The organism is Catenulispora acidiphila DSM 44928 (assembly GCF_000024025.1).
Classification (GTDB): domain Bacteria; phylum Actinomycetota; class Actinomycetes; order Streptomycetales; family Catenulisporaceae; genus Catenulispora; species Catenulispora acidiphila.
The window spans coordinates 1,439,406-1,453,875 of sequence record NC_013131.1; the positions used below are offsets into that span (position 1 = coordinate 1,439,406).

The following is a 14,470-nucleotide window of genomic DNA, read 5'->3' on the forward strand; positions in this document are numbered from 1 at the left end:
CGGGGCGTCCGATGTGAATCACCCGGTACGGATCGGCGCGAAACTGGTTCCGCAGGGCACCACGATCGCCGCGCTGCGCGCCTTCTGGCGCCTGGCCGACGAATCAGGGTTCGACCACCTGTGGGTCTACGACCACCTGGCCGGGGTCGGCAACGCCGCGACCGTGGCCGAGCCGGACCCGGCGGTGGAGCTGTTCGACGGCTGGTCGCTGCTGGCCGCGATGGCCTCGGAGACCCGCACCGCGCGCATCGGCTGCATGGTCACCGCGAACTCGCTGCGCCACCCGGCGGTCCTGGCGAAGATCGCCACGACCGTCGACCACCTGTCCGGCGGCCGCCTGGAGTTCGGCATCGGGACCGGCTGGGCCGAGTACGAGCACCGGATGCTCGGTCTGGAACTGGGAAGCGGCCGCGAGCGGATCGAGAAGCTGGGCGAGGCGCTCCAGATTCTCAAAGCCCTGTGGTCCCCGGAGCCCTTCACCGATTTCGCCGGCGAGCACTACACGGTGGACAAGGCCGTCCATTCGCCCAAGCCGCTCCAGAGCCCGCACCCGCCGGTCTGGCTCGGCGGCACCGGCGAGAAGCGGATGCTGAAGCTGGTCGCCGAGCAGGCGGACGTCTGGAACACCGTGAACCACGACGGGGTCGAGGAGGGCGCGCGGCTCTCCGGCGTCCTGGACCGCTGGTGCGCCGAGGTCGGCCGCGATCCCGGCGAGATCAGGCGCTCGGTGCAGCTGCGGCCGGATCCGCGCCGCGTCGTGGACGCCGTCGGACCCTGGCTGGACGCCGGCTTCACCGAGATCGTGCTGTTCTTCGGACCGGAGCAGCCGCTCGCCGACCTGGAACAGGTCGCCGAGCGGCTGCCTGGGCTGCGTGCTCTGATCTAGCCCGGGGTCAGTTCACGTTCAGACCGTTGTCGTCCACGACGAAGGAGGTCTGCAGCGAGGAGTCCTCGGCGCCGGTGAACTTCAGGGTGATGGTCTGGCCGATGTAGCTGGCCAGGCTGAAGGAGTGCTGGGTGTAGCCGGTGTTGTGGTTGAGGTTGGAGTAGGTGGCCAGGGTGCCGACGACGGTGCCGGCGGAGTTCAGGACCTGCACCGACAGCTTGTCGTAGGCGGTGGAGGTGGTGGTCTCCGAGGTGTCGATGTGCAGCCAGAAGGCGAAGGTCGCCGTCTTGCAGGTGGCCGGGATGGTCACCTTCTGGGACAGGGTGTCGGTGTGGGTGGTGCCGTAGCCGTCCATCCAGGCCTTCCAGGAACCGGTGTGAGCCGGCTCGGAGGAACTGCTGTCGATGACGCCCGCCGAGGCGGTCCACGGGGAGGCGCTACCGGTTTCGAAGCCGGCGTTGCCCAGGAGCTGGGCCGCGGTGCATCCGCCGCCGGTGCCGTTGACCGTCCAGGTGAAGGACGTCGAACCCGACGCGGTGCCCGAGGACGCGGTAACGGTGACCGACGAGGTGCCGGCGGCACTCGGCGTGCCGGTGATGGCGCCGCTGGAGCTGATCGACAGACCGGCCGGGAGACCGGAAGCCGAGTACGTCAGCGACTTGCCCGCCGAGTCAGACGCCGAGATCTGCAGGGTGCTGATGACAGTGCCCTGCGTCGAGGTCTGGTTGCCCGGGTTGGTGACCGAGACCGTCTCGGTCCCGCCCTGCGGGTTCACCGTCCACGTGAACGACGTGCTGCCCGAAGCGGTCCCCGAAGACGCCGTCACGGTGACCGACGAGGTGCCGGTACCGGTCGGGGTGCCGGTGATGGCGCCGGAGCTGCTGATCGACAGACCGGCCGGAAGCCCGGTGGCCGAGTAGGTCAGCGACTTGCCCGCGGAGTCGGTCGCCGAGATCTGCAGCGTGCCGATCGCAGTACCCTGCGTCGAGGTCCGGTTGCCGGGGTTGGTCACCGAGACCGTCTCGGTCGTGCCGTGGTTGACGATCGGGTGCGAGATCGCGCAGGCGTTGGTGTCGTTCGACCACGAAGCCTGCTCGGGGTAGGTGCCGAAGGAGCCGAAGGAGACGTTCGCGCCGCCGCCGGTGGTGCCGGGAGCCAGCCACGCGCACTCGTCGGAGTTCTCCTGGCCGTTGTAGGACGAGCCGGTGTTGTTGGTCCAGCCGCCGGCCGGGTTCTGGTCGGACATCATCTCGTGCCACTCGTGGCCCATGGTGATGGTGTAGCCGTCCAGGGTTCCGGGGGAGTTGATGAAGCCCACGCCGCAGCCGGCGCCGGAGTCCATGTTGTACGGCTGGTTGGAGAAGGCGATGTCGCCGTAGGGCGAGCTCACCGCGCCGCCGGTCAGGGTGCTGTCACCGTTGTAGTCGTGCCAGGCGCAGTACTGACCCTGGTAGCTGTCCGGGTTCGTGCCGTGCGGGGAGAGGATGACGTAGTAGGCGTCGCGGTTGGCCGCCGCGGTGGTGTTGCCGAAGTGCGCCGCCGCGTTCACCGCCTCCTGGCCCAGCTGGTGGCCGGACGCGGTGCTCGGGGAAGCCGTGGAGTTGTCCTCCCAGACGCCGGCCAGCACGCCGCCGCTCTGGTAGTTGATGTACTGCGAGGCGGGCAGGTTGGTCGGGCAGGCGACCGCGCCGGTGGCCACGCCCGGGCCGTCGCACCACTGCGTCAGGTCCGCGGACCACAGCTCGCCGTTGGTGCCGATGCCCTTGAACATCTGCTGCGCGACCGAGGCGCCGCCGTCCGGGTCGCCGGTGAACTTGGCGTTGCCGTTGGAGTCGGTGCTCTGCGTTCCCCACTGGGAGCCGTAGAAGACGAGGTAGACCTTGCTCTTGCCGCCGTCCTGCACGCCTATGCCGTCGATGCCGCCGCCGTAGGACAGCGTCTCCGGACCGGTCGCCGCGTTGACGGCGTTGCTGCTCGGGTGCGAGGCGTTCCAGGCCTTCTCCTTCTGGTTCTGCTGGATGGTCGGGACGGCCCCGTGCCGGTAGGGGTGGCCGTACGTGGGGTCATACGGGTTCTGCGTCGCCGTGCTCGACGTGGTGGAGCCGGAGGCCGACGGCTGTGCCGTCGCCCATCCGTTGGCGGCGGAGGCGAACAGCGTGATCGCCGCTGCTGCTATGCCTGCCGTCGCTCTGAGTGGGACCCGATGCACGTGGTTTTCCTCTCTGAACCGGTTCTCGGTCCATTCTTGGAGGGTGGGGTATAAGGACACGTACCGACCGGGAAATTAAAGGGGTTTGGGTTCGCCGTCAATGTCCTGCGGCGAAGATCTTCGGCAGAACACACTCAGGCCCGCCGGTCGCAATGACCGGCGGGCCTGAGGAATTCATAGCGGGAGCAGGGGATTCAGCGCTCATTCACGAGGTTTGTGAAATACCTGTGAAGGACCTGATGGCGCGGGGATCAAGCCTGGCCCTCGTCGTCGACGCGGACGGTGCCGATCCCGGCTTCGGTGAGTCCGGGAAGGATTTTCTCGGCGTCGCCTTCGATCACCACAACCGCGTTCTCCGGGAAAAGACGTTTTGTCGCGGCCGTGTCGACCTCGTCTTTGGAGAGCTGGGTGTACTCGGTGTACTTCCTTGTGTAGTAGTCGTCCGGCAGCCCGAACTCCACGATCTGGGCCAGCGCGCCGCCCACCGAACCGGGCGTCTGCAACGCGATCGGCAGCGAGCCGGTCCGGTAGGCCTTGGTCGAGGCGAGTTCGTCGTCGGTCACGCCGCCGGACTTGATGCGCTCGATCTCGGCGAGGGCGTCCACCGCGGCGTCGGCGGTCACCTCGGTGTGCACCGAGGCGGTCGCGGAGAAGACGCCGTTCTCGCGGTTCAGGTCGAAACCGCCGCGCGCGCCGTAGGTGTAGCCCTTCACCTCGCGCAGCTGGTGGTTCAGCCGGGAGTTGAAGGTCCCGCCCAGGATCGTGGCCATCGCCTCGATCGCGGTGTAGTCCGGGGTGTCGCGGCGTGGCGCGTGGTGCGCGATCGCCAGGACCGACTGCACCGCGCCGGGCCGGTCCACGACCACGATCTCGCGGTCCACCAGGTCGCGGGCGCCGGTCTCCGGCGGCGGCGCGACCGGCGGGGCGGCCTGGCCGAGCAGGATCTTGCCGAGCGCGGCGGTGTCCACTCCGGACAGGTCGCCGGCCAGCAGCAGCGTGCCGCCGAGCGCCAGGTTCGCGGCGTGGAAGTCGCGCACATCCTGCAGGGTCAGGGCGCCGACGGAGGCGACGGTCCCGGTGTCCTGCTTGCTGTAGCGGCTGTCCGGCAGGTAGAGCCCGCGGTTCAGGGCCTCGTTGGCGCGCGTCCCGGGCATCGCCCAAGCCGTGGTCAGCTTGGCGACGCGGTCGCTTCGCACCCGGTCGAAGTCGTTCTCGGCCAGACGCGGGCGGCGCAGCGCCTCGGCGAGCAGCGCCACCGCGGCGGCGATCCGGTCCACCGGCGCCTGCACGCCGACGCGCAGCACGTCGGAGTCGACCGAGCCGGACCAGGAGGCGCCCAGCGACTCCAGGGCGAGTGCGAACTCATCGCCCGTCTTCAGTTCCGTGCCCTCGCGCAGCAGGTCCGCCGTGATCTTGCCGACGCCCTCCTTGCCGACCGGCTCGCGGACGAATCCGGACTCCAGAACCACGCCGGCGTAGGCCATGCGCTGCCCCGGCAGATGCGCCGCGACGACCTCGCCGCCGGGCATCTCGGTGCGGGTGATCGCAGGGAACTCATACGCCCGCGGCGCGCCGCCGGCCGGCCGTTCGGAAATCAGGGTATTGCTCATGCTCCGGCCTCCTCGGCGTCGGTCCCGGCGCCGTCCGTGTCGGCGCCGTCGGCCGGGTCGGCGTCGGGCGTCGCGCTCGTCACGTACTCGATGACGACGCGGTTGTCGTCGGGAAGGATCAGGGCGGCGACGCGCTGCACGTCCTCGGCGGTGACCGCCTCCAGCCGCGCGAGGTACTCGCGCACGAGCTTGGGGTCGCCGTCCACTGTCGCGTACTGGCCGAGCAGGTCCGCACGCCCTCCCAGCTCGCTGACGGAGCGCAGCCAGTCGCTGGTCAGCAGCGCCGTGGCCCGGCCGAGTTCGGCCTCGGAGACCGGGTCCGAGCCGTCGGTGAGGGCGTCGAGCACGGCGGTGAACTCGCGCTCCACGTCGGCGGCCTCCACCCCGTCGCGCGGGCTGAACAGACCGAAGAACACCGAGGCGCCGTAAGCCAGGTTCCACACCGAGGTGTAGGACTCCTCGCGCTGCGCCAGGTTCTTCTCGGTGACCAGCTTGCGGTACAGCCGGGCGCCGCGGCCGCGGCCGAGCACCGTGGCCAGCACCTCGACCGCGGCGAAGTCCTCGTCGCGCGCGTCGGGGGAGCGGAACATGAAGAACGTCATCGGGCGCGGCACGGAGTCGTCCGGCACGACGAGGCGCTTCGTCTCGCCGATCTTCAGCGCGGGCAGCTCGCCGTCCGGTGCCGGCGGGATGTCGCCGTGCCGGGTGATGCCGCCGAAGTACTTCTCGGCCAGCCGCACGACCTCGTCCACGTCCACGTCGCCGGCGACGGTGAGCACCGCGTTGTTCGGCGAGTAGTAGACGGCGTTGAAGTCCTGGAAGTCCTCCAGGGCGGCTTCCTGCAGCTCCTCCATCGAGCCGATGGTGGTGTGGTGGTACGGGTGGCCCTCGGGGAAGGTGAGTTCGAGGGCGTATTCGACCCAGCGGCCGTACGGTGGGTTGTCGTAGCGCTGGCGCCGCTCGTTCTTCACGACCTCGCGCTGGTTGTCCAGGGTCTCCTGGGTCAGGGCCAGCGAGCCCATGCGGTCGGCCTCCAGCCATAACGCCAGCTCCAGCTGCGAGGAGGGCATGACCTGGAAGTAGTTGGTGCGGTCGGGGCTGGTGGTGGCGTTGATCGCGGCACCGCCGGCGGCCGTCACCCACTCGAAGTGCTCGCCCTTGGCCACGTGCGCCGAGCCCTCGAACATCAAGTGTTCGAACAGGTGGGCGAAACCGTGTTTCCCGGCCCGCTCGTGGCGCGAGCCCACGTCGTACCAGAGGTTCACGGCGGCGATCGGGGTGGTGGGGTCGGGGCTGACCACGACGCGCAGCCCGTTGTCGAGCTCTGCTTCGTGGATCGGCCAGGGAAAGGATGCTGCGGCGGCCTTCTCGGCCTCTGTTTCGCCCGGTTCGCTCTTGACCTCTGTCACGTTTGCCAGTCAACGCGATCGGTCGGCGGTTCGTCCACTCAACGCGCGCTCTTCTCCGACGGCGCCCGGCCCGGTCCGCCACCCGGGCACCGGAGGCCGATCGCGGCGCGGACCGACTAACGTGACCGCGTGCCCAAGGACCGCAATCTCTCGTTCGATCCGATCGAGCGCGCCTTCGAGTCGTGGAAGGGCCGCTGGGGCGAGTCGACCTCGATGCTCGCCATCACCTCGGTCATGCGCGCCCAGCAACTGCTGCTGGCGCGGGTCGACGCGATCGTCAAGCCCTACGAGCTCACCTTCGCGCGCTACGAGGCGCTGGTGCTGCTGACGTTCAGCCGGGCCGGAGCGCTGCCGCTGTCCAAGATCGGCGAGCGGCTGCAGGTGCACCCGACGTCGGTCACCAACATCATCGACCGGCTGGAGAAGTCCGGCCTGGTCGCGCGGCGCCCCAACCCCGACGACGGCCGCGGGACGCTCGCCGAGATAACGGACAAGGGGCGCGAGGTCGTGGAGGCCGCGACGCGCGACCTGATGGCCGCCGAGTTCGGCATGGGCGCGCTGAGCCCGGACCAGCACCGGGAGCTGTTCACCGTGCTGCGCGACCTGCGGGTCGCGGCCGGCGACTTCGAGGTCTAGCCGGGCCCTCGCCCCAGCTCAGCCCAGCCGTGTTCGCATTTAGTAGGACGTCCTAGTAAAATTTCGCGGTATGGACTCCGAGCAGATTTCCGCCGGCCGCGAGCGCTGGCAGGCGCGCTACGACGCCGCGCGCAAGCGGGACGCCGATTTCACCACGATCTCCGGCTCCGGCGTCGAGCCGGTGTACGGCCCGCCGGAGGGTTCCGAGGTCCCGGACTTCGAGCGGATCGGGTGGCCGGGGGAATTCCCCTACACGCGCGGGATCCACCCGACCGGCTACCGCGGCAAGCCGTGGACGATCCGGCAGTTCGCCGGCTTCGGCAACGCCGAGCAGACCAACGAGCGCTACCGGATGATCCTGGACGCCGGCGGCGGCGGGCTGTCAGTGGCCTTCGACATGCCGACCCTGATGGGGTACGACTCCGACTCCGGCCGCGCCCTCGGCGAGGTCGGGCACTGCGGCGTGGCCATCGACTCCGCCGCCGACATGGAGGTGCTCTTCCGCGGCATCCCGCTGGGCGAGGTCACCACCTCGATGACGATCAGCGGCCCGGCGGTCCCGGTGTTCTGCATGTACCTGGTCGCCGCCGAGCGTCAGGGCGTGGACATCAGCCGGCTCAACGGCACGCTGCAGACCGACATCTTCAAGGAGTACATCGCGCAGAAGGAGTGGCTGTTCGACCCCGAGCCGCACCTGCGCCTGATCGGCGACCTGATGGAGTTCACCGCCGAGAAGGTCCCGGCGTACAAGCCGCTGTCGGTCTCCGGCTACCACATCCGCGAGGCCGGTGCGACGGCGGCGCAGGAGCTGGCGTTCACCCTCGCCGACGGCTTCGGCTACGTCGAGCTGGGCCTGTCGCGCGGCATGGACGTCGACGTCTTCGCCCCCGGGCTGTCGTTCTTCTTCGACGCGCACGTGGAGTTCTTCGAGGAGATCGCGAAGTTCCGCGCCGCCCGCCGCATCTGGGCCCGCTGGATGCGCGACGTCTACGGCGCCAAGACTGAGAAGGCGCAGTGGCTGCGCTTCCACACCCAGACCGCCGGCGTCTCGCTGACCGCGCAGCAGCCGGACAACAACGTGGTCCGCACCGCGATCGAGGCGCTGGCCGGCGTCCTGGGCGGCACCAACTCGCTGCACACCAACGCCCTGGACGAGGTGCTGGCGCTGCCGAGCGCGAAGTCCGCGGAGATCGCGCTGCGCACGCAGCAGGTGATCATGGAGGAGACCGGCGTGGCGAACGTCGCCGACCCCCTCGGCGGCAGCTGGTACGTCGAGGCGCTGACCGACCGTATCGAGGCCGAGGCCGAGGCGATCTTCCAGCGCATCAAGGACCTGGCGCCCAACGGCGCGCAGCACCCGGTCGGCCCGATGACCGCCGGTCTGCTGCGCGGCATCGAAGACGGCTGGTTCACCTCCGAGATCGCCGAGGCGTCCTTCGCCTACCAGCGCGCGGTCGAGAAGGGCGACAAGCGCGTCGTCGGCGTCAACGTGCACACCGACTCGATCGAGGAGCCGCTGGAGATCCTGCGGATCTCGCACGAGGTGGAGCGCGAGCAGGTGCGCGTCCTCGGCGCGCGCAAGGCCGAGCGCGACGGCGCCGCGGTCGAGACCGCGCTGGCGGCGATGCTCGACGCGGCACGCTCCGGCGCGAACATGGTGCCGGCGATGCTGGACGCGGTGCGTGCCGAGGCGACGCTCGGTGAGATCTGCGACGCGCTGCGCGCGGAGTGGGGCGTCTACCGGGAGCCGGCGCGCATCTGACGCTCGCCGAGTGCTGAACCCACGACCGGCCGGATCCCTTGCGGGTCCGGCCGGTTCGCTGTTCTAGATCCCGCCGCTCAGCCGCAGCTGAGCCAGCCCGGCCAGCACCACCGACACGAACCGCGTCAGATAGTCCTCGTCGACCGGCTGTCCCTTGATCAGGATCCGGTGGACCAGCGTGCCGCAGATCATGTCGAAGATCAGGTCGATGTCCGTCTCGCCCTCGACCTCGCCGCGGCGGCAGGCGCGCTCCCAGGCCTCGTACACCAGGTGCCGCTGCGGGTCGATCACCTTGCCGATCACCTTCGCGCGCAGCGAGGGGTCGCGGTCGGCCTCGGCGGACAGCGCCAGCAGCGCTGCCTGAGTCTCCGGCAGTTGCAGGAGTTCCACGTATTGACCGACGGTCGCCAACGCGTCTTGCAGCATCGAGCCGCGGTCGAGGACTTCCAGGTGTGAGAACAGTTCCGCCATGGCGTCCACCACCAAGTCGGCCTTGCCCGGCCAGCGGCGGTAGAGCGTGGTCTTGGCGACGCCGGCACGCGAGGCGACCTCGGCGATGGTCAGGTCGGGCCAGCCGCGTTCGGCGAGTAGGGCGCGGGTGGCGGCGAGGATGGCGGTGTCGGCGCCGGCGTTGCGGGGGCGGCCTCGGGTGCGGGCGGCGGTCGGCGTCGGCGAACTACGCGGGGTGTCCTCGGATCCGGACGCCATGGCTGCCCGCCTCCTCTTCCGTCGGTTCGTCGTCGGATGCCCGGTGCGCCGGCGCGTATTCGCTTCCCGCGAGGCTTCGCAGGTCGGCGCGGTGCGCCCGGTACGACCGCCCGCGCCGGACTGTTCACCCGATCTTCACGGGGCGCCGTTCCGTCGGGCGTCGCTTTGCGATACGCTTCGACTCGTATCTTTAATGATCAGTCTTGCTTCCACGAGCGGGACACGCAAGAGCGCCGCTGCCTTCGGGTGGGGACCCGGAGGCAGTTGGCGTGAGGTTAGTCGGAAAGGGGAGGATGGCGCCATGAGACAGCGACCTCAGATCCCCGGGATGGCTGCCGGCGGTGGCCCCGGCCTGCCCGCCTCCGCCCTGCGCGGGGTGGTGGACCTCGGGGCCCTCGCCGCCAAGCCGCAGGCGGCACCGGCCGCGACGGCCCAGGGACCCGGCGCCGGCACCGGCGGCGAGGGCTCCGGACCGGCCGGCGGCGGTACCGACGCCATCGCCTCGCCCTTGGTCTTCGACACTTCCGACGCCACGTTCGACACCGATGTCATCGAGCGGTCGCTGACCGTCCCGGTGGTCATCGACTTCTGGGCCGAGTGGTGCGGCCCGTGCAAGCAGCTCTCGCCGCTGCTGGAGCGCCTGACCGTCGAGTACGGCGGCCGCTTCGTGCTGGCGAAGCTGGACGTGGACGCGAACCCGGCGCTGGCGCAGGAGTTCGGCATCCAGTCCATCCCGATGGTCATGGCGGTGGTCGGCGGCCGGCTGGTCCCGCTGTTCCCGGGCGCGGTCCCGGAGGCGCAGGTCCGCCGCTACCTGGAGGAGCTGCTGCGGCTGGCCGCGGAGAACGGCGTCACCGGCACCGCCGACGGCCAGGCGCCCGAGGAACTGCCCGAGCCGCCGATGGACCCGGCGCTGGCCGCGGCCTACACCGCGCTGGAGGAGAACGACCTCGACGGCGCCGCGCAGGCCTTCCGCAACGTGCTGAACGCCAACCCCGGCGACACCGAGGCGAAACTGGCGCTGGCCCAGGTCGAGCTGATGCTGAACACCCGCGACCTGGACGTCGACCAGGTGCGGGCCGACGCCGAGGCCAAGCCCGACGACGCCGCGGCCCAGATCGCCGCCGCGGAGCTGGACCTGTCCACCGGCCGCGTGGACGAGGCGATCGACCGGCTGGTGGGCTTCGTGGCCCGCAGCGCCGGCGCCGACCGGGATGCCGCACGGGTGAAGTTGCTCGACTTCTTCGAGCTGTTGGGCCCGGAGGACCCGCGCACCGCGACGGGCCGCCAGAAGCTGACCAGGGTCTTGTTCTGAGGTGAGTTGAGCCCGGCTCGCCAGGGCTCGCCGCGACCGCCGCGAGGCCGGTCCGCCGGGCCTGCGAAAACGCCCCCGCGCCTGATCAAGACCGGCGTGGGGGCTATGATTTTACCTTTTCTTTGCCAAGTGTCACACCGGCTTGACGGCTCGTCAGACTTCGGACGAGACCGGGGTCACGGCCGGGCAGTATGTCCGGATCGTCCCTAGTTATCAACTACACAGAGTGTCTAATTGGCCGTCAGTTCTCGTTTATGAGTCTGCTGAGGCCCTCCGGCGGGCACCGAGGGTCACCCGATCGTGTTACCGGTCGGTAACGAACCCCTTGTGCGCCGGGCGCGAGTAGACCACGATCACATCCGCTCGGTCTGTTAATCCGACGATCCCCGAAACGATCGCGCGGCGGCAGGTCCCCACCGGGTCGGCAGAGCTTCTCGTCGCTGCCGTTTCGCCGAGGAGCCCCCACGGGCCCTCCTCGGCCCGCATGCCGCGGTCCGGCGCGCGCTGGACCCGTCCCATCCGCTCGTGGAGGAGTAACGCATGAAGGACGCATTGGGCTCCCAGGTGCTGGGCGGCACCAAGTGGAAGCGCTTCGCCCTGGTGATGGTCCCCACCGTCGGCATCGCCGGCGCGATGACCGTCGCGATGGCCAACGGTGTGCTGGCGAGCTCCTTCGCCGTGTCCGGCCAGCAGTTCAAGGTCTCCGCCGACCAGCTCGACGGCCAGACCTTCGTGCAGTCCGGCGACGTGATCGTGGACGCCAACGGCGTGCCGCACGCGGTCGCCGTGGCCGGCATCAAGAGCGCCACCATCAGCAACATGTGCCAGTCGGTGAACGTCCCGGTGCTGGGCCTGGGCAACCTGACCATCGTGCTGAAGGCCGGCGGCGGCGGTACCCCGGTGGCCGCCACGAGCCTGGTCCTGGACACCAACCAAGTGGACGCCGACGCCACGTTCACCGGCGTGACCATCGGCGCCAGCGCCGGCGACATCGCCAGCAAGGCCGGCATCCAGGGCTTCGAGAAGCACACCGGCAACAAGGACGGTTCGACCACGCCGTTCGGCGCCGGCGACTTCGGGCAGGTCGTGGACCACGCCGTGCTGACCGGTGTGCGGCAGACGGCCTACTCCACCACCGCCGGCACCATGGCGCTCAAGGGCCTGTCCATCTCGGCGAACCTGAACGGCAAGGAATGCTTCTAGGCCCTTGAGGTCCTGAAGCGTTCTGAGACAGCCTGGGGGGTGGGCGCGAGTAGGGCGCGCCCACCCCACCCATCAGCACATGTCGGGAGTTACCGTGAGCACCTTGGACGTCGAGTTCTCCGGGGGCCAAGAGCACGCCGTGGTCAGAGGGTGGCGCACGTTCAAGGTGTGGCGCCGCTCCCGTCCGTTCTGGGCCGGGCTGTGGACCCTGCTGGCCGCCTTCGAGCTGTGGAGCATCCCGTTCCTGCAGCCGCTGCTGGTCCAGCACAAGCTGAACATCAAGATGGCCGGCATCGCCGGCGTGTCCACGATGGCGATCACCCCGGCGCTGATCATGATGGCCGCCGCGATGTGGTTCGCCCCGGGATACCGGGTCTTCGCCGGGGTCTTCACCCTGGTCTGCGCGCTGCTGTCGATGGTCGTGTCGAACTTCGGCGGCTTCCTGCTCGGGATGCTGCTCGGCGTGTTCGGCGGCGGGCTGGCGTTCTCCTGGTCGCCCCGGCTGACCGAGGAGCAGATCAACGCCCAGGCCAGAGCCGAACAGGCCTACCGCGCCGCGCTGTCCGGCGACATGCCGCCCTCGGCGCGCGCGCCGCTGGGCGCCGGCGCCCCGGCCGCCGTCGGGGACGAGGACCTGAGCGCCCCCTACCAGGAGGACCTCAGCGCCCCCTACCAGTTCCAAGCCGAGCCGCAGGAGCCGGCCGCCGGACCCATCCCGGGCGTCGCGGGCTACCAGGGCACCAGAGGCGAGATGACCTCTGCCCTGCCGCAGGGCGACCCCACACCCGCCGAAACTGTTCCGGCCACGCAGTCCAGGGACGTCGTCCCGCCGCTGCCTCGCGCCGAGGACACTCCTCTGGGGGCTTGACGTCTTGAGTGCCACTGGCAGCAACGGAAACGACAACACCGCCGGATCGGATCCGGGGGAGCCGCAGGCTCATCGGGCCGGCGGTGCGCCGCAGTCCGGCGGCCGCGAGCGCGCGGGCATCAGCGGCGGCTTCGCCGACCTCGCCGCGCTGCGCGAGGCGATCCTGCGCGCCGAGCGTGCCGGGCGCACGACGCCCGCCGGTGCCGCGGGGGTGCCGGCCGGGCCGGAGGCGCTGCTGGAGGCTGTACGGCGGGTCGCGGGCAGTGGCTCGACGGGCCTGGGCCCGATGAGTCCCATGAGCCCTCTGAGTCCTCTGAGTTCGGTTCCCGCCGGCGCGTTCGCGCTCGACGCCGGACCGGAACCGGAATCCGACGGCGACTCCGACGTCCCGCTCCGCTCGCGCGGCGGCGGCGTGAACACGCCGCGCGCGGTCGTCCCGACCCCGCTGCTGGCCGCCCAGGCCGCGCGCCTGGTCGACGCCGCGCACACCAAGCGGGCCCGCATGGTGAGCGCCATCGGCCTGCCGGCCGTCTTCCTGGCCGCCACCGGCGTCGCGGTGATGCCGACGGTCGCGAACGCGGCCAGCTCCTCCTCGCCGGCGAACGCCGCGTCCACGTCCTGCGCGGCGGGCTCGGCGGCGGTGGCGAACCCGGCTGCCAAGGCCGCGCCGAAGTCGGCACCGAGCACGAAGCCGACCACCGCGCCCAGCTCCGCCCCGAGCAAGAGCGGCTCGGCGCCGACCCCCGGCGCTCCGAAGCCCTCCTCCAGCTCGACCACCTCCCAGCCGGCGCCCACCAGCGCCCCGTCGGGCATCGCCACCCCGGCCAAGCCCACGCCGACCAGCGTCCCGTCGAGCACGACCGCCCCGCCGACCAGCGCCAAGACCACGGCGCCCCCGGCACCGGCCAGCACCCCGAGCCCCAGCTCGTCCCCGACTTGGTGGAACCCCCTGGGCTGGCTGGGCACGACGGTGAACCAGGTGTTCAACCCGGCGCCGTCCTCCAGCAGCTCCACGGTGAACAAGCTCAACGCCGCCCCGGCTGCCGACCCGACCTCGACCGCGCCGTCGACCCCGACGCCGACCCTGTCCGGGACCTCCGCGCCCAGCTCGAAGCCGAGTTCGGCACCGAGCTCAGCGCCGAGCAGCAAGCCGAGCTCCGCCCCGAGCAGCAAGCCGAGCTCGCTGCCGAGCACGCCGCAGCCGACGTCGAGCGGGTCGTCGAAGCCCTCGGCGCCGACCTCGAGCGCGAGCACCCCCTCCAGTGCCATCACGACTGTCACCGTCGGCGGCAAGGCGATCGCGGTGCCCCCGCCGAGCAGCGAGGTGTGTGTCGCGGCCGCGGCCCCGAGCGCCTTGCGCGAGATCGAGTGGCACCTGGATGCCTCCTCGCTCACGCTGACCAACCAGAAGTTCCTGGGCTTCCAGGACATCAAGACCGGCGACGGCAAGACGGTGACCGTCATGGCCATCCACGCCGACCGCGTCGATCTGACCGACATGGTGACCTACAACGAGGACGGCCACACCAAGATCTACTCCGACGGCGGCAAGGGCAAGAACGTCAGCCTGACCAACGTCACGCTGCACGTCCTGAAGCAGCACGGGGTCATCGAGCCGCTGCTGGGCATCCCGCTCGGCGAGGTCACCCTGGGCCCGCCCGGCGAGGCCGGGACGGACCTGCTGAGCCAGACGATCATGGCGCTGCTGCAGCTGAACCTGCCGCTGCCGCCGACCACCTTCACCGGTGTGAGCGTCGACCAGTACACCCTCACCTCCGACACGCTCAACGTTCCGGGCTTCAACGTCGGACTGAACGCCCCGTCCTAGTCACCAGGACAGATCATCGCGCCCGTGCCCGCCCTC

Annotated in this window: 11 protein-coding genes; 7 read left to right on the forward strand and 4 right to left on the reverse strand. The window is 70.4% G+C overall.

Annotated features, from left to right (window positions below; genetic code table 11):
• The first annotated feature begins 13 nt into the window (after nt 1-13).
• The gene (locus CACI_RS06295; protein ID WP_012785488.1) at nt 14-886 is read left to right on the forward strand and encodes a TIGR03560 family F420-dependent LLM class oxidoreductase; all 873 of its coding nucleotides are present in this window, start codon (nt 14-16) and stop codon (nt 884-886) included.
• Nucleotides 887-893: 7 nt separating this feature from the next.
• Here CACI_RS06295 and CACI_RS52095 read toward each other — a convergent pair whose 3' ends face one another.
• The 3 genes from CACI_RS52095 to CACI_RS06315 form a co-directional block, all read right to left on the reverse strand.
• Entirely contained in the window at nt 894-3,095 is a 2,202-nt protein-coding gene (locus CACI_RS52095; RefSeq protein WP_063643519.1) for a putative Ig domain-containing protein, read from the reverse strand.
• A 251-nt stretch (nt 3,096-3,346) separates the two neighbouring features.
• Nucleotides 3,347-4,705 (reverse strand): M16 family metallopeptidase, encoded by a 1,359-nt coding sequence (locus CACI_RS06310; RefSeq protein ID WP_012785490.1) that lies wholly within the window; start codon nt 4,703-4,705, stop codon nt 3,347-3,349.
• Nucleotides 4,702-6,114, reverse strand: coding sequence for a M16 family metallopeptidase (locus CACI_RS06315; protein WP_012785491.1), 1,413 nt, complete (start codon nt 6,112-6,114; stop codon nt 4,702-4,704). Before CACI_RS06315 ends, CACI_RS06310 begins: the two co-directional genes overlap by 4 nt.
• Before the next feature lie 129 nt (nt 6,115-6,243).
• Between CACI_RS06315 and CACI_RS06320 the strand changes: the two genes are divergently transcribed.
• Both CACI_RS06320 and CACI_RS06325 read left to right on the forward strand, forming a co-directional pair.
• Nucleotides 6,244-6,750, forward strand: coding sequence for a MarR family winged helix-turn-helix transcriptional regulator (locus tag CACI_RS06320; RefSeq protein ID WP_012785492.1), 507 nt, complete (start codon nt 6,244-6,246; stop codon nt 6,748-6,750).
• Nucleotides 6,751-6,820: 70 nt separating this feature from the next.
• Entirely contained in the window at nt 6,821-8,512 is a 1,692-nt protein-coding gene (locus CACI_RS06325; protein ID WP_012785493.1) for an acyl-CoA mutase large subunit family protein, read from the forward strand.
• 63 nt (nt 8,513-8,575) lie between these two features.
• Here the strand turns inward: CACI_RS06325 and CACI_RS06330 are convergent, their stop codons facing one another.
• Nucleotides 8,576-9,220 carry a TetR/AcrR family transcriptional regulator gene (locus CACI_RS06330; RefSeq protein WP_012785494.1) on the reverse strand — a complete coding sequence of 215 codons (645 nt, stop codon included), beginning with the start codon at nt 9,218-9,220 and terminating at the stop codon, nt 8,576-8,578.
• A 301-nt stretch (nt 9,221-9,521) separates the two neighbouring features.
• Here CACI_RS06330 and CACI_RS06335 point away from each other — a divergent pair, with 301 nt between their 5' ends.
• The 4 genes from CACI_RS06335 to CACI_RS49610 all read left to right on the forward strand — a co-directional run bounded on the left by CACI_RS06335 (nt 9,522) and on the right by CACI_RS49610 (nt 14,434).
• Nucleotides 9,522-10,535 (forward strand): tetratricopeptide repeat protein, encoded by a 1,014-nt coding sequence (locus tag CACI_RS06335; protein ID WP_012785495.1) that lies wholly within the window; start codon nt 9,522-9,524, stop codon nt 10,533-10,535.
• A gap of 540 nt (nt 10,536-11,075) precedes the next feature.
• Complete coding sequence (locus tag CACI_RS06345) at nt 11,076-11,738, forward strand: DUF6230 family protein (RefSeq protein ID WP_012785497.1); 663 nt, start codon at nt 11,076-11,078, stop codon at nt 11,736-11,738.
• Between the two features lie 94 nt (nt 11,739-11,832).
• Complete coding sequence (locus tag CACI_RS45170; RefSeq protein ID WP_012785498.1) at nt 11,833-12,606, forward strand: DUF6114 domain-containing protein; 774 nt, start codon at nt 11,833-11,835, stop codon at nt 12,604-12,606.
• Nucleotides 12,607-12,610: 4 nt separating this feature from the next.
• Nucleotides 12,611-14,434, forward strand: coding sequence for a hypothetical protein (locus tag CACI_RS49610; RefSeq protein ID WP_012785499.1), 1,824 nt, complete (start codon nt 12,611-12,613; stop codon nt 14,432-14,434).
• Nucleotides 14,435-14,470 lie beyond the last annotated feature (36 nt).